The following is a 25,931-nucleotide window of genomic DNA, read 5'->3' as shown; positions in this document are numbered from 1 at the left end:
CTAGAATGAAAACTTAAATATTCCCGATTTTTGCAAAAATCGGGAATCTGGAAAAATATTATCAACTTCTGGGAATTTGTGAATCTAACCAAGTAACTAAATCAGATACTTCTGAAAAGTCTAAAAATTCTTCTCCTAGTGCTTCTAATTGTTCGGTAGATAATAAGCGAATCCTTTCAACTATGAATGAATCTATTTCACCAAAACGGCGATTTAACTGACGATTCAAGAAACGGAAAGCTTCTTTTCGTTCTCCTATCTTTTCTCCTTTCTGTTCACCCTTTTGCAAAATATCCTGATAAATTACAGATTCTTGCATAATATCCTCGCTCAATAATTGACGAATTAGATTTTTCTCGAATCGTAAACCTGCTAAAATCTCTGTGTAAGCAGCAGTATTCTGTCTGGCTGGTACATCTGTAATTTTAGCAATTTCTGTGGCTACTTGGGATAATAACTCTGGTGCGGAATTTGTTCTTGTTAATGGCGCTAATGGAAGTAATGCTGGGTTATTGAGAAAGAAATCTGAATCTTGTTCCCACATTCGGATGACTCGATAGCGATGATTTGTCATTTCATCAATATAAGCTTCGGTAAATGCGATTTCATTACTTGTTTCTTGTAAGAAAATCACCACTTGGGTAACAGGTAGATTATATTGTCTAACTAATCTGACAAAATAATCCAACATTCTTAAGGGAATGGGAGTTTCTGATTTGGTGTTGGTTTGAAATTCTAGATGTAGGATTCGGTTTTTCGTTTGCAGCAATATAACAGAATCTGCGCGAATTGGTTCTATACTGAGTTCTGTTTTTAAGACTTTGATTTTTTCGACTGCTTCAGGTAATAACCAGTTGGCAAAATCAAGAGGATATTTTTCGGCTAGGATTTTACAAACATTATCAAAACTCACAATTTATACCCTGTTTACTCTTTAATTATTACTATCATCAAGCTGTTTTAAATATTCTTTGAATGCGGATGAAATATGAAATGATTTTTCATTACTTTCTAGTTTGGTTAATAAATATCTTCTAGTTAATGATTGTAACCCATTAATTATATCCGTTGATGATAATGATAAGGAGTTTTTGATATCATGTCTAGATACAGATTGAGGATTTTGACTTATTTTTAATAAAATCTGTTTTTCCACCTCTGTTAGTTTCATCCAAGTTAAATCAAGTTGGGTTTTAATATCTTCGGTTAATATCAAACATTGTTCTTGGAGGAATTCAGAAACTTCACCCTGAAATACATCTTTGATTAAAGTGCTAATATATTGTAAGTATCGAGGATGACTTTCATATAAGTTAATTAAGTCTAACCAAGCTTCCTGATTTTTCAATCCTTGGTTTTTTAATATTTCTGTAGCTGCATTACCTAATCCTGATAATTCTAAACAATGACTAGGATAAAGTTCATCGTCTAAAGATATCATTTCTTGGCATTTTTCCTGACTAATTAAAATAATAGAACTTTGATGTTCAATTTCTGTAATCATTTGCAGGAATGTTTGATAATCTTGATATTCAGGTTTATATTTTCCTGCATATTGTTGAAGTGTAAATATTTCTTCTAGGTTATCGAGAATAATTAAGCAGCGTTTCTGATTGAACAATTCTAAGGATTGTTTTAATAAGTTATTGGTATTTATATCTTCGTTATTTACATTTAATTCGGTGATAATTTCTGTAAGGATAGAGTTTAAGGAGTTAGATAGTTTAATATTTTTCCAGATAACTGCATCAAAGGTTATGGTGTGAGTATCAATGAAGTGTCTAACAAGGGAGGTTTTACCAATACCTGCAATTCCTAAGATGGATATTAAGCGAGTTCTGGGGTTTTCTATCCATTTTGATAGGGTTGCTAGTTCGTTGGTGCGTCCGTATAAATGGGTGATTTTTGGGGATTGTTTGAGGTTTATATAGGTTGTTATTTGTTTAATTTTATCTTCTTTATTAACTTCTGTTTTTTGAGTATCTTTATTGTTAGGACACCAATTAACATGATTTTTTATTCCTATTCCAATAAGCTGTGGATTAAATGAATTACCTATTCTTTCTATAGACCAACAAAAATTAGATTTAGTTACATCTTCACCTAATTCTTTAGACAAGATTTTATATAATTCACGACTTACATTTCCAACATGATTTTCGCTTTCATAACCAAATTCATCAGCAATTTCACTATAAATTTTACCTTGCCAAATGCCGTGAACAGCACTTCGTTGTAAGTCAGTTAGGTGGTTTCCCGTGTGTTTAAAGACTAGCTCATCCACTACTTGTAACACTTCTGTAACAGTTATCATAACTAGGTGTAGTAACGCTTGTAGCTATTTTAGCCTAGTCTGGGGTTAGAAAATCAAGGGGTTTTGAGGGTTTAGATTAATATTTTTTTACAAAATTGGGTAGGAAATAAAGGATTTTTATCTGTAATGGTTCAAACAAGATGATTTAGACTGCTTAACATCAAACAAGACAAATCAAAAATTGCCGACTATAGCTGATTAATTCGCAAGCAAATAAATTTTAAGGGTAAAATAATTAATTATGCTTGAGAAGATTCTCACTTTTGTTACTCCAGGTCCAATCACTGAGAACTTTAGGTTTAATGTCAGAGTTCTTTATAGCTGGATCAGTTTGGGGTTGGTTATAGATGTAATTGTAGCTATCATAGCTTTAAGTTCAGGATCATCTTTTGATGTTCAAGTATTAATTGCAGTTCCAATAGTAGTTTGTATCTTTGGTTTAGTTGGTTTAGGATTAGATTCTCTTCGCGGACGTAATGATAAACATCCAGGTTGGTACTGGTGGTTATTTCCCATTATAACTTATCTTGTTATGGGTTTTTGGTTATGTTTTGCAATTTTTGGTATGAGTCTAGCAATGGTAGGAATTAGACTACCGAAATTTCAGCAATCTCATAAACCCAGATATAAAAAACCAAATCAAAAAATTCCAAATAAAATTAAAGAAGAGATTGAAAAAAAGACATCAGAAGAATTATTAAAAGAATATGAAAAAAAACTAATTCATCAACAAGAAGAACAATTAAAAAGGCTTGAAAGGGAGCAAATTAAAGAAGAAGAGAAAAAAGAAATTCGTGAATTTTTATCAATTCGTGAACAGATTCTTCTGAAATTAAGAGAAAATCCTGGAGCAAGACCAAAAGATATTCTAACAGAAGAAGAAATGGAAGAATTAGCTACGATGCTTTTTGAATCAATATTTTAAGGCTAATTCTGTTTTTGAATTTTATCCAGTTACAAATATAAAACAAATTTTTCTTTTTTATCACAAAAACCATGAAAGATTGTTGGATTACTCGTACTATTACTGAAGAAAGTCCGATTTTTTCACATATACCTGGAGTAAAACCAGGAACGTATGACTTTATGTGGGACACATATAGAGGACTACTACTTGTCAGAGAAACTGCATCTGGTCGGGAATTGACACCAATACCTATGAAGTCAGCAAGTGATCTTATGAACTTCATGAATAGAAATACTTTTGTTGAGTCAGAAGAAGACCCTGAAACTGGAGAAAAGTCCACACAATTTGTAGTAAACTACAGATTACCTAATGGTGAAATAATTCATGTTAAGATTACTCGTCAAGATAATAAAAACTTTGAAATAAGACCATTAGCTGGTAACTCTTTTCATGTCCATCATCATATTTTTGATGATCCAAAAACTGGAACTACAGAAATTATATTCCGTGATCAATCTAATCAAAATGTAGCAGCTTATATTTTTGACAAAAGTCGTAATACTCTAAACGAAAGACCTTTAACAGATGCAGAAAAAAGACCAAGAGGAAGATAAGGAACAGTCAGCCATAATTCATTTCATGGCGGGTGTGGAAGCTAACAGATAAGGCATTTTTCGGTTAAGTTGACACCATTAAGGAATGCTAAACCCCTAAATTACCGTTTTTTGAAAAAATCTACTCCTTAACCCCAACTACAATTTTATTAACTCAACTACAAAAATTCAATATTATTGTACATATATTCAGGTTCTAAACATTCCCAAACTAAAACTAAATCACTAATAACTTTTCCAATTGACTGACGTTTTTGGCGAGCATAAATAATACCACAATGTTCAATTCCTGTAGCAGCTAAACTTAGAAAATCATCATCAAAGGTAAAAATGACTCGTTTTTGAGAAACAGCAAAAGCTAATTGTTGTTCATCAGATTCACCAATTAACTTTTCTTCTGGGGAAGTTGTCACATCAACTCCTCTAATTCTCAAACCGTTAGCTATTGCATTACCAACATTTTCATCAAGGTGAAACTTAATCTTGTTTGACATTTTCACCCTTTAATATTTTTTCAACTAAAGATGGTTTATTACCTTGTAATTGTTTGGCAAAAGCTTCTCCCTCTTCAATTTGTTGTCTAATTTTTTCTCTGTGATCATGGTAATAGGTTAAAGCTGCATAAACATCTGCGAGAGAAATACTAGGATATTGATAAACAATTTCATCAGGTGACATTCCCATCCTTTCATGCCAAATGACAATATCTTGAACCTTAATTCGATGTCCAGCAATACGCGGTTTTCCTCCACATACTCCAGGGGTAATCACTATGTGTTCTTTGCTAACAGATAGAGTATTCATAAACTGTGATTTTCAATTTTCATGAATTGGTAAAATCATCTTATATTTTATCATATAAAAATTAATATTTTCGCTTCAATTATTCAACATAAATAACCTGAACAAAAAAAGATTCTACCTTGGATATCACCCAAAGCAGAACCTTAATTCATTCCCATACAGAGTATGGGAACGAGAAATAATTAAACTAACCTAAAACCCAACTAACCAAAGTCCTGACACCAAAACCGGTTGCACCTGCGCCGTTGTAGCCATTTTCCTTATCTGTCCAAACGGGACCGGCAATATCTAAATGCGCCCAGGGGGTATCTTTCACAAATTGCTTGAGGAAAAGGGCAGCTGTAATGGAACCACCATAACGGGGTCCGGTGTTTTTCATGTCGGCAATACCCGATTTTAACCCTTCAAAATATTTGTCTTCCATTGGCATCCGCCAAATTTTCTCACCGGCACTTTCAGAGGCTGTTTCCAATTGGGAAGCGACAGCATCATCAGGTGTAAATAAACCGGCGATATCATCACCCAAAGCCACTACACAAGCACCTGTGAGAGTTGCTAAATCAACGATCGCATCTACTCCCAATTTATCGGCATATACCAAGGCATCAGCCAGGGTTAAACGCCCTTCAGCATCGGTGTTGTTGACTTCGATTGTTTTGCCATTAGATGCGGTAAGGACATCTCCAGGGTGCATGGCCTTACCGCTAATCATATTTTCAGTAACGGCAGAGATAAAGTGAACTTCCACATCTGGTTTTAATTGTCCAATAACTTTGGCTGCGCCTAAAGTTGCCGCTGCACCACCCATGTCTATTTTCATGGTTTCGATACCGCTACCAGCGCCTTTAATGTTCAACCCACCAGAGTCAAAGGTTAAACCTTTACCGATAATTGCTAATTTGCGTTTGGGTGTGGTGGCTGGTTTGTAGATGAGGTGAATAAATTTCGGGGGTAAATCAGAAGCTTGGGCGACTCCTAAAAATGCACCCATACCTAATTTTTCACATTCTTCTTTTTCCAGGATTTCCAGTTGCAAACCGTGTTCAGCAGCGATCGCTTGGGCAGTTTCTGCCATAGTGATAGGTGTAACGGCGTTAGCTGGGGCTGCTACTAACTGCCGTGCTAAAATTACCCCGGAAACAATTTGTTCCGCGCGGGTTATGGCTGCTTCTTGTCCAGTTAATCCTAGTAAATCGATTGTTTCGATATTGGGAGTTTTATCTTCTGGCTCAGATTTAAAGCGCGTATCTTGGTAAAGTGCCAGTTGTGTACCTTCGGTTATGGCTTGAGCCGTTGCGGCGGGATCGTTGTTAAATACTGGTAAACTAATTCCCAGAGTTTTGGTTTTTTGCTTTTTGGCAGTTCGCGCTATTGTAGCCGCAACACGGCGTAAAGTTTCTAGTTTCAGCGCGTCTGGTTTACCTAAACCGACCAAAATCAATTTCCGCACATTGTTTCCAGCACCTACCCGCGTAAAAATGGTGCTATTGACTTTACCAGTAAATTCTTCTTCGGCAATCAGTTCTTTTAAGATGCCTGCGAATTTCTGATCTAAAGCTGCCAACTCACCAGTTAATTCTACTGCGTCTTCGAATAAGGCGATCGCTAAAGTATCACCACTCCAATCTAATAAAGCCTTATCGCTAGGTTGAATCGTCATTTTTGTAATGTTCTGTAAACCGTGCTTCTTGTACCAGTATTGCTCAAAATTTCAGAATCATGGGAAAGGGTGTTATGACTACTCGCTTCCATGTCTTGTAGATTAAATCTATGGGTAGATGGTCAAAAAGTGCAATTTACGCATATGTGTATTTAAAGTAACCTGTGTGTCTTTGCAACTGCTAAGAAGTGTAGAAAGTTACACAGACTTGGGAACTTATCACTATGCATTAAGTCATAGAAAAAATCAAAATCAAGTAATTTAGCTGACTAACCACGTCACAAAAGGATTTCAATGTCACATAAGTCTTCCTTCACTTTGTTTTGCAAAGATGTTTTAACAGTTACAAGCCTATCCGTAATAGCTGCTGTCTCTGTTCCCTCTCAAGTTCTCTCTTTAACAACTCAAATAGCAGATATACAAGATAAACAAGATAAAACTGTTGGTGAACCACAGCAAAAAAACTACTCATTTATAAATCAGTTGACAGGAGAAGAATCAAATTTTCTCCTGTCTAAAAAAGATAAAGATGATGATAACAATAATCGTCGCCGAGGTGATGATGACGATGATGACGATGATCGTAGAAATAATCGCAGACGTTATGACAATGATGATGACCGTGATAATTATCGCAGAGGTGACAATTACAGGCGAGGATATCATCGTTCATCAAAATTATATCGAATCAGAGATTGGAATTGCTTCTTCAAAGTAGGAAGGTTAGTTAATTCCAACCGTAAGGCATTGGTCATACACCTAGATATTTTAGAAAAACCAGTTACTAAATACGCAAATGTAGTCTACACAGTCTACGCTCGTCAAAACAATCGTTGGGTGCAATTTTATAGCAGTACCGGAGCAAGGCTAATTGAAAAGAAGGGAGGAAAATTCTCCTTGACCCCAGAGGTAATAGAATTTAACAAACTGCGGGTAGGTAATCTTGATTGGTCGAGATCAGACTTAAGGTTTGTCACGGAAATTCGCTACGATTCCAACAACAAACGAGACCAAAGATTAGTATTTGAAGATGTGTGGAACTATAGTTCAATTACAGAAATTAGTAGTATCAGTCAGCTAACGAAAGTCAGTTACAGAAATACCAAAAAGGATTATGATGATAACAATAACTATCGCAGACGTGATGATGACGATGATGATCGCAGACGCGAATACCGTCCAGTAAACAATCGTTACTCATCAAAAGCGTTTAGGAGCAAAGACTGGAATTGCTTCTTCAAAGTAGGCAGGTTAGTTAATTCCAATCAAAGAGCCTTCGTTCTACATCTAGATATCCTAGAAAAACCAGTTACTAAATACGCAAATGTAGTCTACACAATCTACGCTCGTCAAAACAATCGTTGGGTGCAATTTTACAACAGTACAGGAGCAAGACAGATTGCCAAGAAAGGAAACAAATACTTTTTAACTCCAGAGGTAATAGAATTTAACAAACTGCGACTAAATAATATTGACTTATCGAGGTCAGAAATAAAGTTTGTCACAGAAATTCGCTACGATTCTCAAAACAGACGTGAGGAAAGATTAGTATTTGAAAATAGCTGGAACTATAATTCGATTGCGGAAATTAATAGTATCAGTCAACTGGATATTGTCAGCTTTTAACAAAGGCTGAGGTCTTGCTTACAGCAATTTTTATGTATTTAGACCAGACTGTTGATTTCTCTTTGTACTTCTGCGTCTGGAGCATGAGAAAAGAATGTGGTTTATTTACCTGAAAATGGCTGTAATTAGAAAATGAATGTAAGTGTAAAAACATGACTGGGAAAATCTATACATTTACATTTGTATGGATTTATCAATGCTAAACCCATACTGATTTTTAGATAAAATAATTCGTAATTGATAATTCTTAAATTACGAATTACGAATTACGAATTACGAATTACGAATTACGAATTACCTAAGCTGTGACAGTAGCTAATGCCTTTTCTACAGCTTTTAATGCTTGATTGATTTCTGCTTCTGTAACAATGAGAGGCGGTACAAACCGAACGACTTTTGGACCAGCAGGTACTAATAATAAACCCTCATCCATAGCAGCTTTGACGATATCAGCAGCAGTTAAGGGAATATCAGCTTTGAGTTCCAAACCGTTGATTAAACCCCAACCGCGCACTTCTGAGATATGGTGAGGATATTTGAGAGAGATCGCTCTTAAACCTTCTCGCAAATGTGCGCCTTGTTCCTCAACATTCTGCAAAATATTTTCTTTTTCCAAAGTTTCACAAACACTGAGCGCCACACCACAGACAAAAGGATTACCACCAAATGTACTAGCGTGTTCTCCTGGTTGGAAAATATCGCAGAATTTCTTACTCATCATTGCACCAATAGGAATACCACCACCCAGTCCCTTGGCACTGGTGAAGATATCCGGCTCTACGCCCAGATGTTCATAACCCCATAACTTGCCACTGCGTCCCATTCCCACTTGCACTTCGTCAAACATTAACAAAATGCCAGTTTCATCACAAATCTGCCGCAGCCGTTTAAAATATGCCACATCTCCAGGACGAACACCACCTTCACCTTGCAAAGGTTCAATTAAAATCGCTCCGACGCGATAATTACCTTCATCTAACTCAGTAACAGCGGCTTCCACTGCTCTAATGTCGTTGTAATTTATATAGTGGAAACCAGGAACTAAAGGATCAAAATACTTTTGATACTTAGGTTGGCCTGTGGCGGTAACGGTGGCTAAAGTCCGACCGTGGAAACTGGCATGGGCAGTTAAAATTATGGGGTGGGCAATCTCTAGGACTGTATGGGCGTATTTCCGCGCTAGTTTAATTGCTGCTTCGTTGGCTTCAGCACCAGAGTTACAGAAAAATACCCGATCTGCACAGGAATGATCAACAATCCATTTGGCTAATTCACCCTGTTCGGGAATATAGTACAAGTTAGAGACATGATGCAGCTTTTGGATTTGGCGTGTTACTGCTTCTACCATCGCTGGGTGGGCGTGTCCTAGAGTACAAGTGGCTATTCCGGCTACAAAATCCAGATATTCCTTGCCCTGGGTATCCCAGACACGGCAGCCTGCACCCCTTTCTAAAGCCAGGGGAAACCGTCCATAGGTGGACATGACAGATGCATTGAAACTATCAGCATCAAATGGTGTAGATGGCATAAAACCTGACTCTGGGGGGATCGTGGCTTGTTCAACTAGAGTTTGGAAACTCACTACCGCTCCTCCTGAAAATCTTTTATATTAATACTCTATTTACCAGTTTTACGGCAATCTTTCCAAATTTATTTTTATTCTAGGAGTGAAATAGACAGAAGTAGAAGTTTTGTAATTTTGAATTTTGAATTTTTGATTTTTCATTTTTCATTTTTAATTGCCTGTGTACTCTACCCTTGAGCAAAAATATAAACTGATTCAAAAAGAGTTAATGGCTGGGGCGTTTGCTCTGGGTTTTGTGTTTCTAATTGGTACTTTATGGTACTGGCTAGTGGAGGGTTGGTCATGGGAAGATGCAGCTTATATGACCGTGATTACCTTAGCTACTGTAGGTTATGGAGAAACCAACCCACTAGGTAGTCGGGGAAGATTGTTTACAATTGCCCTGATTTTGATGGGTGTAATCAATATCGGTTACATAGTCAATAGATTTACAGCAGCAGTCATTGAAGGCTATTTTCAAGAAGGAATTAGACTACGACAACAAAGGCGCTTAATGGAATCCTTGTCAGGTCATTATATCATTTGTGGATTTAGCCGAACTGGGCGGCAGATAGCTAAGGAATTTCGGGCTGAAGGGGTGACTTTTGTCGTGATTGATGCGGAGGTTGAATCTGTACGAAAGGCGCAGATGGAGGGTTACACGGGATATCAAGGTGATGCGACTTTAGATGATACGCTGTTGAAGGTTGGCATTGAAAAGGCAACTTGTATTGTGGCGGCTTTGCCTTCGGATGCGGAAAATTTATATATAGTTTTATCCGCAAAAACTCTGAATCCAGAAATTCGCGCGATCGCACGAGCAAGTACAGAAGAAGCTTTGCAGAAGCTACAACGAGGCGGTGCAGATGCTGTGATTTCCCCTTATATTACGGGGGGTAAGCGGATGGCAGCAGCAGCCCTCAGACCGCAAGTTTTGGACTTTGTGGATGGGATTCTGACTGGTGCAGACCGCCAGTTATATATGGAAGAATTTCTACTTGATTCTTCTAGGTGTCCTTTTGTGGGTCAAAGTTTACATAAAGCTAAATTGCGATCGCAATCTGGAGCATTAGTTCTGGCTATTCGGCGTACTGATGGTAATCTGATCGGTGGACCAACTGGAGATACAGTTTTAATGTCAGGAGATACTCTGATTTGTATGGGTACTGCTGAACAATTGCGAAGTTTAAACCAAATTCTCGGACCAATTAATTCTCAACAACTACGACGACCGAAAAACAGTTGATTTGTAATCGGAAATATGGCTGCAAACTTATACTCAAAATCTAGGTAAAAAGCCAAAGATTAATTGCCATATACTATTGTGGTAACTCTGTCCACCCATGTAGAGGTGCGATCGCTTTCGTTACCAATTCAATCATTTCTGGGGGAGCTTCGGAAAGCAAAACGCTAGGATAAACAGCAGTACCCCATTGAGGATGAACTAGCACACGACATTTATTTTGGATAACTGGATAATTGAGTAAAGCTGTAGCTACAGCTGTGTCGTCGTGGGGAACTGCACCAGGATGGGAAAGTAAAGGATAGCCTGTCCGGGGGTCGATTAGATCTGTTAAAAAACCGCGATCGCGCAAATTAAAAGACAAATCGCAACCAAACCGCATAAACTTTTCTCGCAACCGTTCTTTCTCTGTCTCTACTTGGGCTGTTTTTTCCACCAATGGATATCGTGATTGCTGCAAGACAACCACAACCCATAAAAACTGCTGCTGTTTCCAATCTGGTAATATCTGTTCGCAGTTGGCACAGATATATTGACTGGGATTATGAATGGAAATTTGCACCGCTCGTCCCGTTTTGCCAACTAAATTAATGGGACAGCCTTGCTCCGAAGTAAAAACGCTGGAATAGTTCACCACATTTATTCGGTTTTTGCAAGTTTGTTATTTTTTGATCATAACTCTGAAAAGTTCCGAAAAATCAGCAAATTTTCATGATATATAAAGTTTCTCAAAAATGTTGTGTAAATCTTGTGTATTTCTCATCATGAATTTTAAAAATCCAAAATCCTTCGATTTGGTAAATGCAGTGCTGACAAGTGTGTGAAAAAAGATTAATTGAGTTTTAAAGCATTGACTGGGACTAGATCCCAAGAATCAACTAACCGTAATTGTGCCACCCAACCATCAGATTTTTGCTTCTCAGTTAAATTTTTCTTAAAGGACTCATGACAATCTTGAGCCTGAGACTCATTACAACAGGCAATGCAGGCATAAATCATGCCCGATGGATCAATTTGCTCATTTACCCAAATAGTCATAGATTATCTCCTCAAAATCAGGCGGCCAAAACAGTTATTGATAATTTCAGAATACTATCTAATATCAAGTCTGGCTAATTGCTAATCAAAAAAATCTCCGCATCATAGCGTCAGAGCGTTATTTATCCCCTCTTTCATAGCGACGACGGTAAAGCAATTCTAACTGTCCGCCATATTCTTGAATCCAAGCAATCTGCCGCAGATAAAGTCCCCGAAAGGTATTGGCAAAGAAAAGAGTAATGATAGCAACAACTAAACCTGAAGCTGTGGATACCAAGGCTTCACTAATCCCAGAAGTGACACCAGAGGTTTTTGTACCGCCGACATCGCCAATATTTAAAGAAGCAAAAGAAGCAATTAACCCCAAAACTGTGCCGAGAAGTCCCAACAGGGGAGCAAGACCAATGATTGTATCAAAAATGTTTTGAAACCTTTTTAACAAAGGGATTTCCGCTTGTGCTTCACTTTCTAAAGCTAAACGGAATTCTTCGGGGTTGGGTTCTTCTAATTCTAAGGCTGCTAAAAAAATCCGAGCGATTGGTAAATCGGTGTTGTTGTGAAGTGCTGTTAAAGAGCTAACCACATCACCTTGACGATAAAGTTTGAGAACGCTTTGGACAATAAGGTTTTGGCGATTACTAATTTTTGCCCAAAAGGTAATCCGTTCGATAATGAGGGCGATCGCTAAGACGGAAAAAAACAGCAGTGGCCACATGACTACCCCACCGGCTTTAAACAGATTACTAATTTCCATTGACTATTTTATTAATCCTGCACACAGCTAGATTAACAGATTGCTGCTCAGAAACAAGTATCAGTAGGGGATGTCTGGGAGTTGGAGTGCGTTATTTTACAATCCTGTCTGTATTGCTGGGTTAATGGCTGCGAGTTTTCGATTCCTAACAACACTTTTGAAGATCCATTTACCACTTGTTTAGAATTTTTTCAGCAAGACCGTAATGGCAATATTAAAGGTATAGTAGCAGTTAATCTGTAAGAATAGGAGGCTAAATATTTTTTGCTGCGGTTGATTATTCAACATTCAAAATCAGCAATAAAGGAATAAATTGGCATTACCTAATTAATTCTAATCGTTAGGTAATGCCACAAATAAACAAATGATTTATAGGTTAAACACTATGATTTTAAATGAATGGCAGTACAATATTACTAAGGCAGAAATGAAAAAATTTGAGTTAGCAATAGCTCAAATGATCAGTAAACCAGTTCCAGAAGATGAAAATGACCAAATATGCCATGAAGCTTATTTAGAATCTCTACAAAGCCAAATTGAGGAGTTTACTGAAGACATAAAAGAGTACGAAAATCTCAAAAATAATCAAGGTAAAATTGAGCGATTGCAATATGATAATTTAGAAAAATTACCAGAAGCACTAATTAAAGCGCGGATTATTCGTGGACACACTCAAGAGAGTTTTGCCAAACTTTTAGGAGTTAAACCTCAACAGTTACAGCGTGATGAAGCAAATGGATATGCTAGTGCTAGTTTGACAAAACTTTTGAAAATTCAAAAAACTCTTAACCTGGAAATTCGGGAGGAAATTATCTTTAAATAAAGGAGGATTAATTTACTTTTATCCCAATATCTACTCCATCACTTTTCAATTGTCCATCTTCCATGTAAACGATGCGATCAGCTATATCGAGAATTCGGTTATCGTGGGTGACTAGCAAAATGGTACAATTTTGTTCTTTAGCTAATTTTTGCATTAATTCCACCACGTCGCGTCCAGATTTTTTATCAAGTGCTGCTGTGGGTTCATCAGCTAATACTATTTGAGGATGACTAACTAAAGCGCGGGCAATGGCAACTCGTTGCTTTTGTCCCCCTGATAAACTCTCTGGATAGTAATCGACACGATTTCCCAAACCAACAGTTTCCAACATAGCTGTAGCTTTGGCGTTCATATCTCCTTGCAAATAATCTTCATGCAACTCTAAAGACATCCGTACATTTTCTTTGGCGGTTAAAAAAGTCATCAGGTTATGCGCTTGGAAAATATAACCAATTTGACGACGCAATTTAGTTAACTGTCGCTTACTCGCACTGCACATTTCTTGTCCTAAAATTTGCAAACTCCCTTCTTGGGCAGAACGCAAGCCCCCCAACAGTGACAACAGGGTAGTTTTTCCCGAACCGGAAGGCCCCGTCATAATCACAATTTCGCCAGCTTTAATCTCCAAATTAATATCAAATAAGGCTTGTTTACGCAGCCCTCCATCACCAAAATAATAATTGAGGTTAGAAACAGCAATGACTGTTTCAGAAGCAATATTAGATTGAGCATACACTTGCAACATAGGATTTTTCTTGGTATTAAAATTAGTCAAGATTGCTTTTTTACTCCCCCGCAACAGCGGGGTATAGGGTGGGCTTACAGCGGTTTCCGCTCTTATGAGGTAAATCTTAGCCCCCTCATCGCTTGCGGGGAGGGGGTTGGGGGTGGGGTTCTTGTACCTCATAACATCGGGAAGTGCTGTATAAAGCCTAAAAAACATCCGCAGGGTCAGCAGAACGTAATTTTCTAATAGCAATTGCCCCAGAAACACTACACATAATCACCGTTAAAATAAAAACATTAATCGCTCGATCTGTTTTCATGAAAATCGGCAGCAATGTAGCAGAATAAGTGAGTTGATACAGCCCGAAAGATAGAAAAAATGCAGGTAAATAACCCAAAACTGCTAAAAATAATGCCTCTTGCAACAAAACTACCAAAAAATAATTATCGCTGTAACCCATTGCTTTGAGAGTGGCGTATTCTGGTAAGTGATCAGAAACATCAGAATAAAGAATTTGATAAACTATTACAATACCGACAATAAACCCAACTCCTACACCCAAGCCGAAAATAAAACCAATTCCAGTCCCATTAGCCCAGTAACTTTTTTCTTTTTGAGCAAATCCTTCAGGAGTATCAACTTGAACAAAAGGATTTTTTTGATCTGGATTTAATCCTGTTCTCAGTTGTGCTTTGACTTTTTCAATATCAGCACCTGGTTTGAGAGTAATTAACCCAACTTCAATTTGATCAGCTTTGCGGGTAGGAAATAATTGTAAAAAGGTGGAATCACTAGTGATAACATTACCATCAGCTGCAAAGGAAGCACCATTACTAAATAAACCTTTGACACTAACAAATTTACTATTTAGTTCTGTTTGAAAATTACCTGTGTTTTTAAAGATCTCACCCACAGCACCATATTCAGGACGACTGGCTTGATCAAACATAACTTGATGCAGTTGCTTGAGATCATCTTTATTTTTTTGGACTTCAGGAAATCTCAATCCAGGTTGAACTGGATCTACACCCCAAATTAAGATAGCTCGATCAATTCGTGTTTGTGGATTTCGCCATTGTCCGGTACTAATATAAATCGAACTTACAGACTTAACACCATCATAACTTAATGCTTGATAAAGTTTTTCTCTAGAAAAGCTTTTAACTGAGAATAGAGTTTCAAATTGGGGGTTAATTAAAACTAAATCTGCTTGTAAATTCCGATGGGGTTGAATCGCTGAATCAAATAACGCACTTTCAAAACCCATCTGAATAAACATCAGCATATCTGCAAAAGTAATCCCAGCGACTGCAATAGCCAGCCGCGTTTTTCCCTTCATTAACTGTCGCCAAGCTAGAGGCGTTTTACGAAATAGTTGAAATAACATTTTTTCACCGCCTCTTAATAACTAAGTTAATCAGTCTTTTGTTCTATCTGTCGTTGTCGCATCAACAAAAATAAGGGCAGACCAAAGGAAACACCAACCGTAAGATTACAAACAATGTAAATCCACAAATTTTGCATTTTTAGCCTTGTTCCTTCACTAAATATTAATACCCAAAATACGAGGGAAGAAACAATTACATCAAATCCAAAAAAACCAGATATTTTGTTAGCAAAAAGTTGTTCAAAAAACAGTTTTATATCAAATCCATGCTCTAATATAAAGGGAATAAACTGAGAATATGGAAGAACTAAGCCGAGAATAGCAAGCGATATGTATATAGGTGTAAGCATGATTTAATTCACCACGAAGTAGTTTTTAGGTTGCAATTTCAACTAATTGATTATAATTGATAACGAACATTCGTTATGTTTAACAGCAAACAATCTTTACAATTTAATTGCTGTTTGTACTTGCAAGTTAGTTAAACCTCCAACTTGTTTACTATCTTCCGGGTTGAGGCGAATTTTTACTTCAACCACCCGGCCATCTAAATTTTCCCCTGGCTGATTACTAAAAACATTTTGGCGATTAACTTGTAAGCCAATTTGTGCAACTGTTCCCCGCAGTTCACCTGTAAATGCTTGACTCGTAACTACTGCTTTTTGTCCGAGTTTGATTTTGTTAATATCAGTTTTATAAACTTCTGCAATTGCCAACATTTGGTCTGTTTGTGCGAAGTCTGCAATACCAGAGTTGTTAATTTTTTCACCGACACGGGTATGAATTTTCAGAATTTGTCCTGTCATTGGGGCGCGAATATAAGCCCCTTCTAGGTCAATTTGGGCGCGTTTGAGGATAGCTATCGCACTTTCGACTTCTGTTTGTGCTAATTTCACATCTACGGGACGAACTTCGGCAATACTGTTGAGTGTGGCTTTAGCTTCGGTAACTTGTTTATTTCCAGTAGTATTAATTCTGTTTAGTGCAACTCTAGCTTCTGATAGTTGCTTTTTAGCAGTGGCGTTAATTCGGTTAAGAACTGCTTTAGCTTCACCTAATTGTTGTTTAGCAGTTTCTACATTTAAGCGTTTGCTATCAATCACAGAATTAGAAATCGCACCTTCAGAATATAACTGTTGATAACGTTGAGATTCTACTTCGGCGTTGTTAAATTCTGCGGCTAATTTATTAATAGTTGCTTCTTGTGCAATTCTATCACCTTGCCATTGTGCTTCTATGCGAGCAATATTTTCTTGTTGCTGTTTTTTGTCTCCTTGAGATTGGGCTTTGATCCGTTCAATACTCGCTTCTTGTGCTTGAATATCTCCTGATTTTGCTCCAGCTTTGATTTGCTCAAGTTTAGCTTGGGAAACTCTAACTTGTTTCTCCGCTTGGAGAACAGCATTTTGTAACTTAGCGCGTGAATCTAAAACTGCAACTACTTGTTTCGCTTTTACTCTTTCCCCTTCTTTAACTAACACTTGTGCCACGCGATCGCCATCCAAATCTAAAGGTGCAGATAAGCTAATGACTTCCGTTTCTGGTTCCAATCTTCCCAAAGCCGTCACTTGTTGGGAAATAAAAGCAGTTTCTCCTAATTCCGATACAGGCTGTTTCCCAACTTGTCCAAAATTAGAAATCCCATAAGTAGCAATTCCGGCTGTAATAGCAGTAGCAGCTATAACTAAAGAAATTAACCCTTGATTTCCTGATTTAAATACTATCTTTTGAGTCATCCAATTCTACCCAAATAAACTGATAATTTTATCTGTTATTCTCGGTGCTTAATTATTTATTTTAACTTTTGGCTTTTCCTGTAAATATGCCGTTAACATTACGCCTAAAATCTCACATTGTTCTAGGAAGTTTATATTTTCATTACCCCATAATTTTTCTAAAATTACACCATTGATAAAACTCAAAACAAAGGATGCTAACACCACATCTTGAATACCTAATACATCACAGACTACTTGCTGATATCGTTGATTAGCGTGTTTAAAAACAATACTATTATTTAGCATTGTTTTTGAGTCTTGATGTTGACAAAAATCAATCCAGACATAAGTCCACTTAATTAAATATTCCTCATTTTTAACGAGGTATTGACCCAAGACTTGCATCAATTCAGATAAGTTATTCTTTCCTCCAAACTCGGTCAAACCTGTAATTACATCTTGCTGACTGATCTCTTCCACCAATTGCTCAAACAAAGCTTGTTTGTTGGGGAAGTAATGATACAGCGTACCTGTAGAAACCTTTAATTTCTCAGCAATTTGCCGCATGGTGATGGAACCATAACCTTTTTCGGCAAATAAATCGAAACACGCACCGAGTAATTCTTTGCGGTATTGTTCATGATCAACAATTTTCGGCATAACTCGGTTTATCTATATCAAACGCTCGTTATTTATTAACTTAAACCTTATTTACAAGTTTGTCAATAGATGCGGAACTTAAGCGCCTAAACCCAGTCATGAGATTGATAACTTATAATTGTTAATACTGATTTGCCAGGAGGTTATGTCTCTATTGTCACAACTTCTCTACAAGTCTGCAACAAGATCTTCAAAAACAATATCTACATTAGTAATAACCTTCAATATCCTTCCAGACAGCAAATGCAAAACCAGCCACAAGACAGAGATAACCTATCCAACAGCGTTTCCTCAAACACTGCTAACACCACAAGCCATCATGATACACCCTGGAAAAAAGCAGCGGCTTCTCTATCTTTGGTGCTGCTGGGATCAGGTATGACCCTAGGCGGTGGTTATCTAGCTGGTCACCAGCATGATGTAACTAAAACAGCATCTAACCTAGCCGTAAGTCCAGTTAATGCTGCACCTCCGATATCAGGAACTACAGATCCTAATTTTATTACTCAAGTTGTGCAGAAAGTAGGACCTGCGGTAGTGCGAATTAATTCTTCCCGTACTGTCCAAAGTCGGCTACCTGAGGAATTTAATGATCCATTGTTCCGTCGCTTTTTTGGCTCACAACTGCCAGCACAGGGAGGCAGGCGTGTAGAAAGGGGTACCGGTTCAGGTTTTATTCTCAGTGCGGATGGTCGCATTCTCACCAATGCTCATGTAGTTGATGGTGCTGATACAGTGACTGTCACCCTTAAAGATGGGCGCAACTTTAAAGGTAAAGTCGTGGGGAAAGATGAATTAACAGATGTTGCAGTTGTAAAGATTCAAGCAGATAATTTGCCAACAGTGACTATAGGTAATTCTGACCAACTGCAACCGGGACAATGGGCGATCGCAATTGGTAATCCCCTTGGTTTAGATAATAGTGTCACTACAGGCATTGTTAGCGCCACCGGACGCTCTAGTAATCAAGTTGGTGTTCCCGATAAGCGAGTGGAATTTATTCAAACTGATGCCGCAATTAACCCTGGTAACTCTGGTGGGCCTTTGCTCAATGCTCGTGGTGAAGTGATAGGCATGAATACAGCTATAATTCAAGGAGCGCAAGGCTTAGGATTTTCCATTCCTATCAAAACAGCACAACGTATTTCTAATCAACTCATAGCTACAGGTAAAGCACAACATCCTTATCTGGGAATTCAGATGCTAGGTTTAACACCTGAAGTAAAGCAAAGCATCAATTCAGACCCCAACAGTGGGTTAAATGTGAATGAAGATAAAGGCGTGTTAGTCGTAAAAGTGATGCTTGATTCACCCGCTGCTAAAGCCGGAATACGTGCTGGTGATGTCATTCAAAAACTCAATGGTCAATTAGTAACAGATGCTGCTGGTGTGCAAAAGGCAGTAGATAAAAGCCAAATTGGCGGAAATTTGCAGCTAGAGTTGCGTCGCAATGGCCAGAGTTTGAATATTGCTGTTAAACCAGGCGCATTCCCCACACGAGTTCAGTAATTTTATGGAGTAGGTAATTTATATCATGTCTGTTTGAATACTTATCATTTAAACTGACGCTCTTACGCGGAGATTTTTTTTGATAAGTGATTAGCGGACATGATATTATCCCTATTTGGGATGTGATATTTGGAATTCAACCTTCTCACTCAGAGGTTATTCCACAAATCTTTGAGAAAACTAATATACACAAATTGGAATTACCTATCCTTTTTTAACATTGCACTTAAAGAGCAATTATCAAATTCAAATTATCTCTAGATTTAATCTCCTTAAATTTATTTCCATATAATTGATAAAAGCACAAAAGCACTCTAAGTAGGTGGGCGTTAAAAATTGTCGTTGGGGCAAGGGAACTCTTAACAGGGAACTCTTAACAGGGAACTCTTAACAGGGAACTCTTAACAGGGAACTCTTAACAGGGAACTCTTAACAGGGAACTCTTAACAGGGAACTCTTAACAGGGAACTCTTAACAGGGAACTCTTAACAGGGAACTCTTAACAGGGAACTCTTAACAGGGAACTCTTAACAGGGAACTCTTAACAGGGAACTCTTAACAGGGAACTCTTAACAGGGAACTCTTAACAGGGAACTCTTAACAGGGAACTCTTAACAGGGAACTCTTAACAGGGAACTCTTAACAGGGAACTCTTAACAGGGAACTCTTAACAGGGAACTCTTAACAGGGAACAGGAAGAGAGCTTTGGGCGATTTTACTTTTCTTCACATACCTTTAAATTTTTCTGTTAACCTACTTATGTCTAAAGTACTAGATGACGATAGTTTAAATTAACCGAATTAGGAAGAATAAGGGCATAATAAATCATAATAGCAAAACCAATGCCCATGAAAAGAACTGAGATAGTAGGAAATACTAAAAGCAAACATTGTTAAAAGAACGGGAATTACATTACTAAATTCCAGTTTGCCATTTTTCAGAATTTTTGAGCAAGAAATGGGAATAATTAGAGGCCAGAAAATAGTAGTTATCAAAAACATCACAAAAGATAAAAATTTATCTTCTGGAGAAGATGTCGGTTGACGCAAGGAAAACTTTAACCAATTAGTAAAGAAATAGCAAGTCATTAGCAGGTAACTAATTACTAAAGACAATTGGATCTGATTCACTTTTGGCACTCCTTCAATTATGTAAAATCTAGCAACAAGGTCTGTATTAAAGGTATTAGTATATTTGGTGTAAACGAAATGTATCTGTTGGCAAAGATGCTTTCACATTTAATAACTTTGATGCTAACTATACATTCCCCCATAAAATTAATGTTAATCTAACACTAAAAACTCCTTAATCAGTAGTTCCACTGGATTTGAAATTCAAATGAGTAGGATAGCAATTATACTTGAAATGTTAATTAGCTTTTCCCACCCTGGTATAGCACACATCTAAAAAAAGTTGCAAATAAAATGAAACATTTGCTACCTAGTAAATCGATTTAGTATGACTTAGTAGTTTTAAAAGACCAAATAGAGGGGAAATTACTTTTTTTCAATTGTTAAATATGAGTTTTGAAATCAATCCCAGACTCATACCAAGATGTTTTCATCCCCACCCTATGAGTACATTGAAGGTGGGGACTTTCCCTTGTTGTTAAATCAAGGATGATTCAATCTGATGGTTGCTCTGCAAACATTTGTAAAGCACTTATCCCGTCGCGGCTCATACGACAGAAAAATCCTTCTTTTTCTACAGTAAGTTGGATTAAATGAGCAATTTCTGGCTCATATTCAACTATTAAAATATTCATCTTGATCAGGGGTGAGCAAAATATACAGATTAATTTCCTGGTTTGTTATAGCAACAGACAGGGTGGTGAGGACACCAATTGATTATAAAACCTAGACACCAAAAGACTTTTCAGACTGTCACCTGTTAAGAGTCACCTGCTATATTTCACTTCAGCAGTAATTCAGTATTGGCTGAACCCATATTTGAGATAGTAATTTACAGTTGAGCATTGGACGAAGATCGGTAACTATAGCCGATATGAGAATCTTTTTGAATGTGTTGTTTAATACTGTCGAAATCGGTAAAGCAATCAGCTACATCAATCAAGCTATCGCTAGTCATTGTTTGTAAACCGATGACTTCTACCCTAGATCCCAAGCTGCTAACAGTACTGACAGCGTAGGCTAAATCTCCATCCCCACTGACTAAGACAGCAGTATCATAGTACGGGGCTAAAGTAATCATATCGACAGCAATTTCTACATTCAAATTGGGTTTTTTGCAATTCTCTGCCACTGCAACTATGTCTTTAGTGACTACACGATAACCATTACGGCGCATCCACAACAGAAACCCCTGTTGCTTTTCTTTGCTGCTATCGATTCCTGTATAAAAGAAAGCACGCAGCAACCGAGAACTTTTTGTTAAACGACAAAGCAATTTAACATAGTCAATTTCAATGCCAAGTTGCAAAGCGGCATGAAATAGGTTTAAGCCATCAATAAAAATCGCCACTCGACCACGATTGAGATCATCACTATTAGTGCTGTCAATAACCGTCTCTTGTGCTTTGATTTCTCGACCTTTGACACCAGGTTTCATCGGTGGAGGCCCTTGCCAATGAGGTTTTTCCTTAAGTTCTTTATATTCGTTTGTTTTTTTGCTAAGATTAGTAAAACTCATTGATACCTCTAGATGTTAAATTGAGAATGATATTTGATAAATTGCTAATACTAGTATAGTCTGTGGTAACTTAATAACTTAATCACAGTAGTAGTAAACGTAGCAGGAAATTCTCTTCAGACACTAGTTGCAAATAAACTTAACGCAGTGAAAAAATTGTCACAATTTTAGGTAGATGCTGGTTCCGTGGTGGCTGGATTTGTGAGAATGCTGGGAATTAAGCCTTGTATAGTCATAACAGAGCAAGGCGCATGATGCAGCACGTAATTGCTGACACTTCCTAAGAAAAGCTCAGTCATACCACTATGACCCCGACGGCCGAGAATAATTAAATCAGCTTGCCAACTGCTGGCTAATTCACAAATGAGACGACCGGCACTACCTAAACTTTGGGTAAACTCAGTTTTGACTCCGGCATTAATTGCGGTTTGAGTGAGAGATTGCATCCAAATAAGTCTCTGTTGCTTCAATTCATCCCAAGCTTGCATATATCTATTGATAGCGTCAGTTTGCAAAGAGGGATAAATAGTTTCTGGTTGCAAAAATATAGGATTGAGGTAAGGATCTTCTAAAGGTGAGAGAACATGAAGCAACATCATCGCTGCACCACCGGCTTTGGCCATAAATAAGGCTTGCTCAAAGATGTACTCGCTAGTTTCTGATTTGTCTAGGGCAACTAAAATTCTGTGAAACATAATTTAATAGTCCTTAATTTATACTTGTACTGATTTGTAAATAGCAAAGCTTGACCTATATTTGCCATTTTAGTCAAATCTTGCCTCAGTTTCACAGCTATAGCAGGAGTCAGGAGTCAGGAGTCAGGAGTAAAACCCTCTTGTAGTGGGAGTTTCATTATCAATTGATGTCCTAACCACCCTGTCCACGGCTATATATAGATATTGTGTAAGATCTATCATATAAGTAGAGTCGAGTGTTTGGGAAAATCTGCAAAATTCAAAGTTCACACTGACTCTAATAGCCTTCTTAACTCTGATTTCTGATTTCTGAACACTGGATTCTGAATATTTACGCATTTATCGCCTAAATATTTTGTGCGAATCATCACCCAAAATCTGCCAGCATTGTTCATTTTCAGGAATGGATCACAGGAGATGAGAACAATGATCAAAAGATTCCGTAACCGCACTGAAGCAGGACAGATTTTAGCATCACATCTAATAAAATATGCTAACAGCAAAGACTTGTTGGTTTTAGGTTTAGCTCGTGGAGGTGTGCCGGTGGCGTTTGAAGTAGCCAAAGCCTTAAATGCGCCTTTAGATGTGTGTATAGTCAGAAAACTGGGTGTACCCGGACATGAAGAATTGGCGATGGGTGCTTTAGCCTCTGGGGGAATTAAGGTACTGAATTACGATGTTATTAATAGTTTGGGAATAGACTGGGAAAGAATTAGGGCAGTTGCTGCTGAAGAATTGCAAGAATTACAGCGGCGCGATCGCACTTATCGGGGTAATATTCCACCTATAAACGTCAAAAATAAAACAGTTATTTTGATAGATGATGGTATTGCTACTGGCTCTAGCATACGTGCTGCCATTGCCATTATCAAACAACAGCAACCTGCAAAAATTGTTGTTGCAGTCCCAGTTGCACCGCCAAGCACTTACGAAGAGTTACGCTTGGAAGTAGACGAAATAGTTTGTTTACAAATTCCAGCGGACTTGTCAGCAATTGGTATTTGGTATGAAGATTTTTCCCAAACCACTGATGATGAAGTACGCGAACTTTTAGCAAAGCAGTCAGCCTCTTCTCTAGGAGACGCTCCGCAAAGGGGGAATTAGGGAATTAGGGCGGTAAAGTTTGACGATTATGTTTTATTCTATCTGATAAGATACATATAATTTAATCATCTCAAAACTGATATTAGTTTAGTTTTCACAAGCTAAAATTTGAAATCTAAAATGATATTAGCTGTTTTTATTGCCAATGAGACTGAATCATGAAAGTTCAAAGTGTTGAGCTAAAGTATTTTAAGAAATTTCGGAGTCAGGAATTTGATTTTACTGATCCAGAAACTGGATTAGCACGGGATTTAATTGTTATTATCGGCATGAATGGGGCTGGAAAAACCAGTCTTTTACAAGCTATTGCAGCTACGTTAGGCACTGCTACCGGTCGGTTAAAGAAACTCTCTGATTTAGAATGGCCAGGATTTAACTATGAATTACTAGCCAATAACTGGGGACGATTTCAGCCAGAGGTAAATGTAAACATACAGTTTTCTGCTTCAGAACTCCAAGCTGTAGCAGATTTTCACCAGAAATTACAAGACATGGGGCGCGATTTAGCTCCTCCTGGTAATAACTATGCTGTCACCCTAAGATGGCAAAATGAGCGTGTTCAAGCAAACACTGCTGCTGAATTGTTTCAATTTAAAGGCAGAGAATATGCTAAACAACTGCGCCGTTCTGAAGGGTTTCAGGTGTTTGAAAGAGTCGCTTCAGTCTTTTGGTATACAGAACAAAGAACTGCGACAAGCTTAACCACTGAAGATCCTGATAGCCAAGTGGAAATTAATGAAGATATTTTACGCGCTCGCTTTTCTCAGTGGCGGCAATTTCATGAAGATGTTGAAAAAGGTAAAATTAGACAGCTACGTCCAGGACAAAAGGATATTTATGCTGAAATTGAACGAGCTTACAAAACTGTATTTCCAGAGCGTAGTTTTGAAGGACCAATTCCACGAGAGAATGTAGACGATATTTTGAGTCAACCTTGGTTTTATCTATACGACGGAAAAAAACAGTATGAAATTTCTGAGATGTCTGGAGGTGAGCGTGCTGTATTTCCAATACTAATGGATTTTGCTAATTGGACTATCCATAATTCTGTTATCTTGATTGATGAAATTGAGTTACACTTACACCCACCAATGCAACAGGCATTACTTAGAGCTTTACCTAAGTTAGGGAAAAATAATCAGTTTATTATTACAACGCACTCTGATTATGTAGCACAATTAGTGCCAGAAGAATATATCATCCGGTTAGAGGTGTAATTGTGAGTGTTGTTAATAGCAAAGTTATTTTTTGTGAAGGTACAAAAGATAGTTTAGACTCTTCACTAATCAATAAAGTAATTGATAACCTATTAGATAAAATTACGATTGTTCCCGTCGGTGGGAAATTTAGTGTCGATAGCAAATTTGATCTTCCGCCATTTGCTAAAGGCTATTTCTCAAATAATGAAGCCAATAACCAACAATACATTATTTTTCGTGATCGTGATTTTGACGTTAAACCTACTGATAACATTAAATTGTTAACACTAGGAAAACGCACTTTTCTCACTCATCGTGCTTGTATTGAAAACTATCTGCTGGATGCTAACTTAATTCATGCCTATTGGCAAGCAAGATATGCTCAAACGCAGGAGAATCCAAATCTAAAATTTGAGCATGGAAATTCACCGGGAATTGATACTATTTCACAATGGATTGAAAATGCAGCTAGGAGTTTACAACATTACCAAACTGTAAGATGGGCATTGGGTGATTTATCGCAGTTACCGGCAAGCCGAAAGCAATTGGCAACAACATGGACAGGGAATAGTGGTAAACTCCCTTCTTCTTTAGCTTTGGAAGATTGTAAAAATGAAGCTTTAGGTTTAATTGATGAATTTCAAAATGCCGTTGGAACTGTCACAACCGAAAAATTTGAAACAAGTCTTGCTGAATATCAGCAACAGTTTAGTCAAGAGGAATTTTGGACAGAGAAGCAGTATCTAATTTGGTTTCATGGTAAAGATATTCAAAAAGAGATGCAGATACAGCAACCTCAGTACATTTCTTTAAAGAATTTTTTTAAAACGGTACTTCCTCCACCTGGTATTAATTCATATCCTCATCTTCCAAATTTTATTGAATTACACTCGGACATAATGCAATTACGAAACGAGATAGAGCAACTATAGACAT

26 protein-coding genes and 1 pseudogene are annotated in these 25,931 nt (G+C 37.5%); 9 read left to right on the top strand and 18 right to left on the bottom strand.

Annotated elements, in window-relative coordinates; translation table 11 throughout:
* Positions 1 to 61: 61 nt before the first annotated feature.
* Positions 62 to 913, bottom strand: coding sequence for a DUF4351 domain-containing protein (locus A9Y75_RS11755; RefSeq protein WP_071189755.1), 852 nt, complete (start codon positions 911 to 913; stop codon positions 62 to 64).
* 21 nt (positions 914 to 934) lie between these two features.
* Complete coding sequence (locus tag A9Y75_RS11750; protein ID WP_236721384.1) at positions 935 to 2,314, bottom strand: NB-ARC domain-containing protein; 1,380 nt, start codon at positions 2,312 to 2,314, stop codon at positions 935 to 937.
* A gap of 241 nt (positions 2,315 to 2,555) precedes the next feature.
* On the opposite strand from A9Y75_RS11750, the gene A9Y75_RS11745 reads away from it, so the two are divergent.
* Both A9Y75_RS11745 and A9Y75_RS11740 read left to right on the top strand, forming a co-directional pair.
* The gene (locus A9Y75_RS11745; protein ID WP_071189754.1) at positions 2,556 to 3,239 is read left to right on the top strand and encodes a US12 family protein; all 684 of its coding nucleotides are present in this window, start codon (positions 2,556 to 2,558) and stop codon (positions 3,237 to 3,239) included.
* Between the two features lie 71 nt (positions 3,240 to 3,310).
* On the top strand, positions 3,311 to 3,835 hold the full coding sequence (locus tag A9Y75_RS11740) for a hypothetical protein (RefSeq protein ID WP_071189753.1): 525 nt from the start codon (positions 3,311 to 3,313) through the stop codon (positions 3,833 to 3,835).
* Positions 3,836 to 3,993: 158 nt separating this feature from the next.
* On the opposite strand, the gene A9Y75_RS11735 is transcribed toward A9Y75_RS11740, so the two are convergent.
* The 3 genes from A9Y75_RS11735 to A9Y75_RS11725 form a co-directional block, all read right to left on the bottom strand.
* Complete coding sequence (locus A9Y75_RS11735; RefSeq protein WP_071189752.1) at positions 3,994 to 4,329, bottom strand: DUF5615 family PIN-like protein; 336 nt, start codon at positions 4,327 to 4,329, stop codon at positions 3,994 to 3,996.
* Complete coding sequence (locus A9Y75_RS11730; RefSeq protein ID WP_071189751.1) at positions 4,313 to 4,639, bottom strand: DUF433 domain-containing protein; 327 nt, start codon at positions 4,637 to 4,639, stop codon at positions 4,313 to 4,315. Before A9Y75_RS11730 ends, A9Y75_RS11735 begins: the two co-directional genes overlap by 17 nt.
* Positions 4,640 to 4,826: 187 nt before the next feature.
* Positions 4,827 to 6,299: a leucyl aminopeptidase gene (locus A9Y75_RS11725; protein WP_071189750.1), complete on the bottom strand. Its 1,473-nt coding sequence runs from the start codon at positions 6,297 to 6,299 to the stop codon at positions 4,827 to 4,829.
* A 294-nt stretch (positions 6,300 to 6,593) separates the two neighbouring features.
* Here A9Y75_RS11725 and A9Y75_RS11720 point away from each other — a divergent pair, with 294 nt between their 5' ends.
* Positions 6,594 to 7,925 (top strand): hypothetical protein, encoded by a 1,332-nt coding sequence (locus A9Y75_RS11720; RefSeq protein ID WP_071189749.1) that lies wholly within the window; start codon positions 6,594 to 6,596, stop codon positions 7,923 to 7,925.
* A 298-nt stretch (positions 7,926 to 8,223) separates the two neighbouring features.
* On the opposite strand, the gene A9Y75_RS11715 is transcribed toward A9Y75_RS11720, so the two are convergent.
* Positions 8,224 to 9,507 carry an aspartate aminotransferase family protein gene (locus A9Y75_RS11715; RefSeq protein WP_071189748.1) on the bottom strand — a complete coding sequence of 428 codons (1,284 nt, stop codon included), beginning with the start codon at positions 9,505 to 9,507 and terminating at the stop codon, positions 8,224 to 8,226.
* A gap of 163 nt (positions 9,508 to 9,670) precedes the next feature.
* Between A9Y75_RS11715 and A9Y75_RS11710 the strand changes: the two genes are divergently transcribed.
* Positions 9,671 to 10,735, top strand: coding sequence for a potassium channel protein (locus A9Y75_RS11710; protein WP_071189747.1), 1,065 nt, complete (start codon positions 9,671 to 9,673; stop codon positions 10,733 to 10,735).
* A gap of 73 nt (positions 10,736 to 10,808) precedes the next feature.
* On the opposite strand, the gene A9Y75_RS11705 is transcribed toward A9Y75_RS11710, so the two are convergent.
* The 3 genes from A9Y75_RS11705 to A9Y75_RS11695 all read right to left on the bottom strand — a co-directional run bounded on the left by A9Y75_RS11705 (position 10,809) and on the right by A9Y75_RS11695 (position 12,524).
* Complete coding sequence (locus tag A9Y75_RS11705; RefSeq protein WP_071189746.1) at positions 10,809 to 11,369, bottom strand: methylmalonic aciduria and homocystinuria type D protein; 561 nt, start codon at positions 11,367 to 11,369, stop codon at positions 10,809 to 10,811.
* A gap of 194 nt (positions 11,370 to 11,563) precedes the next feature.
* Positions 11,564 to 11,770 (bottom strand): glycogen debranching protein, encoded by a 207-nt coding sequence (locus tag A9Y75_RS11700; protein ID WP_071189745.1) that lies wholly within the window; start codon positions 11,768 to 11,770, stop codon positions 11,564 to 11,566.
* A 118-nt stretch (positions 11,771 to 11,888) separates the two neighbouring features.
* On the bottom strand, positions 11,889 to 12,524 hold the full coding sequence (locus A9Y75_RS11695; RefSeq protein WP_071189744.1) for a MotA/TolQ/ExbB proton channel family protein: 636 nt from the start codon (positions 12,522 to 12,524) through the stop codon (positions 11,889 to 11,891).
* A gap of 385 nt (positions 12,525 to 12,909) precedes the next feature.
* Here A9Y75_RS11695 and A9Y75_RS11690 point away from each other — a divergent pair, with 385 nt between their 5' ends.
* Positions 12,910 to 13,347, top strand: coding sequence for a helix-turn-helix transcriptional regulator (locus A9Y75_RS11690; protein ID WP_071190122.1), 438 nt, complete (start codon positions 12,910 to 12,912; stop codon positions 13,345 to 13,347).
* A 7-nt stretch (positions 13,348 to 13,354) separates the two neighbouring features.
* Here the strand turns inward: A9Y75_RS11690 and A9Y75_RS11685 are convergent, their stop codons facing one another.
* The 5 genes from A9Y75_RS11685 to A9Y75_RS11665 form a co-directional block, all read right to left on the bottom strand.
* The gene (locus tag A9Y75_RS11685) at positions 13,355 to 14,092 is read right to left on the bottom strand and encodes a DevA family ABC transporter ATP-binding protein (RefSeq protein WP_071190121.1); all 738 of its coding nucleotides are present in this window, start codon (positions 14,090 to 14,092) and stop codon (positions 13,355 to 13,357) included.
* Between the two features lie 187 nt (positions 14,093 to 14,279).
* Positions 14,280 to 15,461, bottom strand: coding sequence for an ABC transporter permease DevC (devC, locus tag A9Y75_RS11680; protein ID WP_083389568.1), 1,182 nt, complete (start codon positions 15,459 to 15,461; stop codon positions 14,280 to 14,282).
* A 26-nt stretch (positions 15,462 to 15,487) separates the two neighbouring features.
* A complete protein-coding gene (locus A9Y75_RS11675) occupies positions 15,488 to 15,811 on the bottom strand; it encodes a DUF2834 domain-containing protein (RefSeq protein WP_071189743.1) in 324 nt (107 codons plus the stop codon).
* Positions 15,812 to 15,907: 96 nt separating this feature from the next.
* A complete protein-coding gene (locus A9Y75_RS11670; RefSeq protein ID WP_071189742.1) occupies positions 15,908 to 17,197 on the bottom strand; it encodes an ABC exporter membrane fusion protein in 1,290 nt (429 codons plus the stop codon).
* A 48-nt stretch (positions 17,198 to 17,245) separates the two neighbouring features.
* Positions 17,246 to 17,839 (bottom strand): TetR/AcrR family transcriptional regulator, encoded by a 594-nt coding sequence (locus A9Y75_RS11665; RefSeq protein WP_071189741.1) that lies wholly within the window; start codon positions 17,837 to 17,839, stop codon positions 17,246 to 17,248.
* Positions 17,840 to 18,082: 243 nt separating this feature from the next.
* Here A9Y75_RS11665 and A9Y75_RS11660 point away from each other — a divergent pair, with 243 nt between their 5' ends.
* The gene (locus tag A9Y75_RS11660; protein WP_071189740.1) at positions 18,083 to 19,348 is read left to right on the top strand and encodes an HhoA/HhoB/HtrA family serine endopeptidase; all 1,266 of its coding nucleotides are present in this window, start codon (positions 18,083 to 18,085) and stop codon (positions 19,346 to 19,348) included.
* Positions 19,349 to 20,148: 800 nt separating this feature from the next.
* Here A9Y75_RS11660 and A9Y75_RS11655 read toward each other — a convergent pair.
* The 4 genes and pseudogenes from A9Y75_RS11655 to A9Y75_RS11645 all read right to left on the bottom strand — a co-directional run bounded on the left by A9Y75_RS11655 (position 20,149) and on the right by A9Y75_RS11645 (position 22,692).
* Complete coding sequence (locus A9Y75_RS11655; RefSeq protein WP_071189739.1) at positions 20,149 to 20,478, bottom strand: hypothetical protein; 330 nt, start codon at positions 20,476 to 20,478, stop codon at positions 20,149 to 20,151.
* A 497-nt stretch (positions 20,479 to 20,975) separates the two neighbouring features.
* A pseudogene (locus A9Y75_RS26415) lies at positions 20,976 to 21,113 on the bottom strand (DNA-binding response regulator); the annotation flags it as partial.
* 197 nt (positions 21,114 to 21,310) lie between these two features.
* Entirely contained in the window at positions 21,311 to 21,997 is a 687-nt protein-coding gene (locus A9Y75_RS11650; RefSeq protein ID WP_071189738.1) for an NYN domain-containing protein, read from the bottom strand.
* A gap of 167 nt (positions 21,998 to 22,164) precedes the next feature.
* Positions 22,165 to 22,692 carry a universal stress protein gene (locus A9Y75_RS11645; RefSeq protein WP_071189737.1) on the bottom strand — a complete coding sequence of 176 codons (528 nt, stop codon included), beginning with the start codon at positions 22,690 to 22,692 and terminating at the stop codon, positions 22,165 to 22,167.
* A 426-nt stretch (positions 22,693 to 23,118) separates the two neighbouring features.
* Here A9Y75_RS11645 and A9Y75_RS11640 point away from each other — a divergent pair, with 426 nt between their 5' ends.
* The 3 genes from A9Y75_RS11640 to A9Y75_RS11630 all read left to right on the top strand — a co-directional run bounded on the left by A9Y75_RS11640 (position 23,119) and on the right by A9Y75_RS11630 (position 25,927).
* Complete coding sequence (locus A9Y75_RS11640) at positions 23,119 to 23,796, top strand: phosphoribosyltransferase (protein WP_071189736.1); 678 nt, start codon at positions 23,119 to 23,121, stop codon at positions 23,794 to 23,796.
* A gap of 158 nt (positions 23,797 to 23,954) precedes the next feature.
* Entirely contained in the window at positions 23,955 to 25,013 is a 1,059-nt protein-coding gene (locus tag A9Y75_RS11635) for an ATP-binding protein (protein ID WP_071189735.1), read from the top strand.
* Between the two features lie 2 nt (positions 25,014 to 25,015).
* The gene (locus A9Y75_RS11630; protein ID WP_071189734.1) at positions 25,016 to 25,927 is read left to right on the top strand and encodes a DUF4435 domain-containing protein; all 912 of its coding nucleotides are present in this window, start codon (positions 25,016 to 25,018) and stop codon (positions 25,925 to 25,927) included.
* The last annotated feature ends 4 nt before the right edge of the window (positions 25,928 to 25,931 follow it).

It is taken from the genome of Trichormus sp. NMC-1 (assembly GCF_001858025.1).
Classification (GTDB): domain Bacteria; phylum Cyanobacteriota; class Cyanobacteriia; order Cyanobacteriales; family Nostocaceae; genus Anabaena.
Note: the sequence above shows the minus strand (reverse complement) of the source record. Positions and strands in the feature narration are given on the sequence as shown.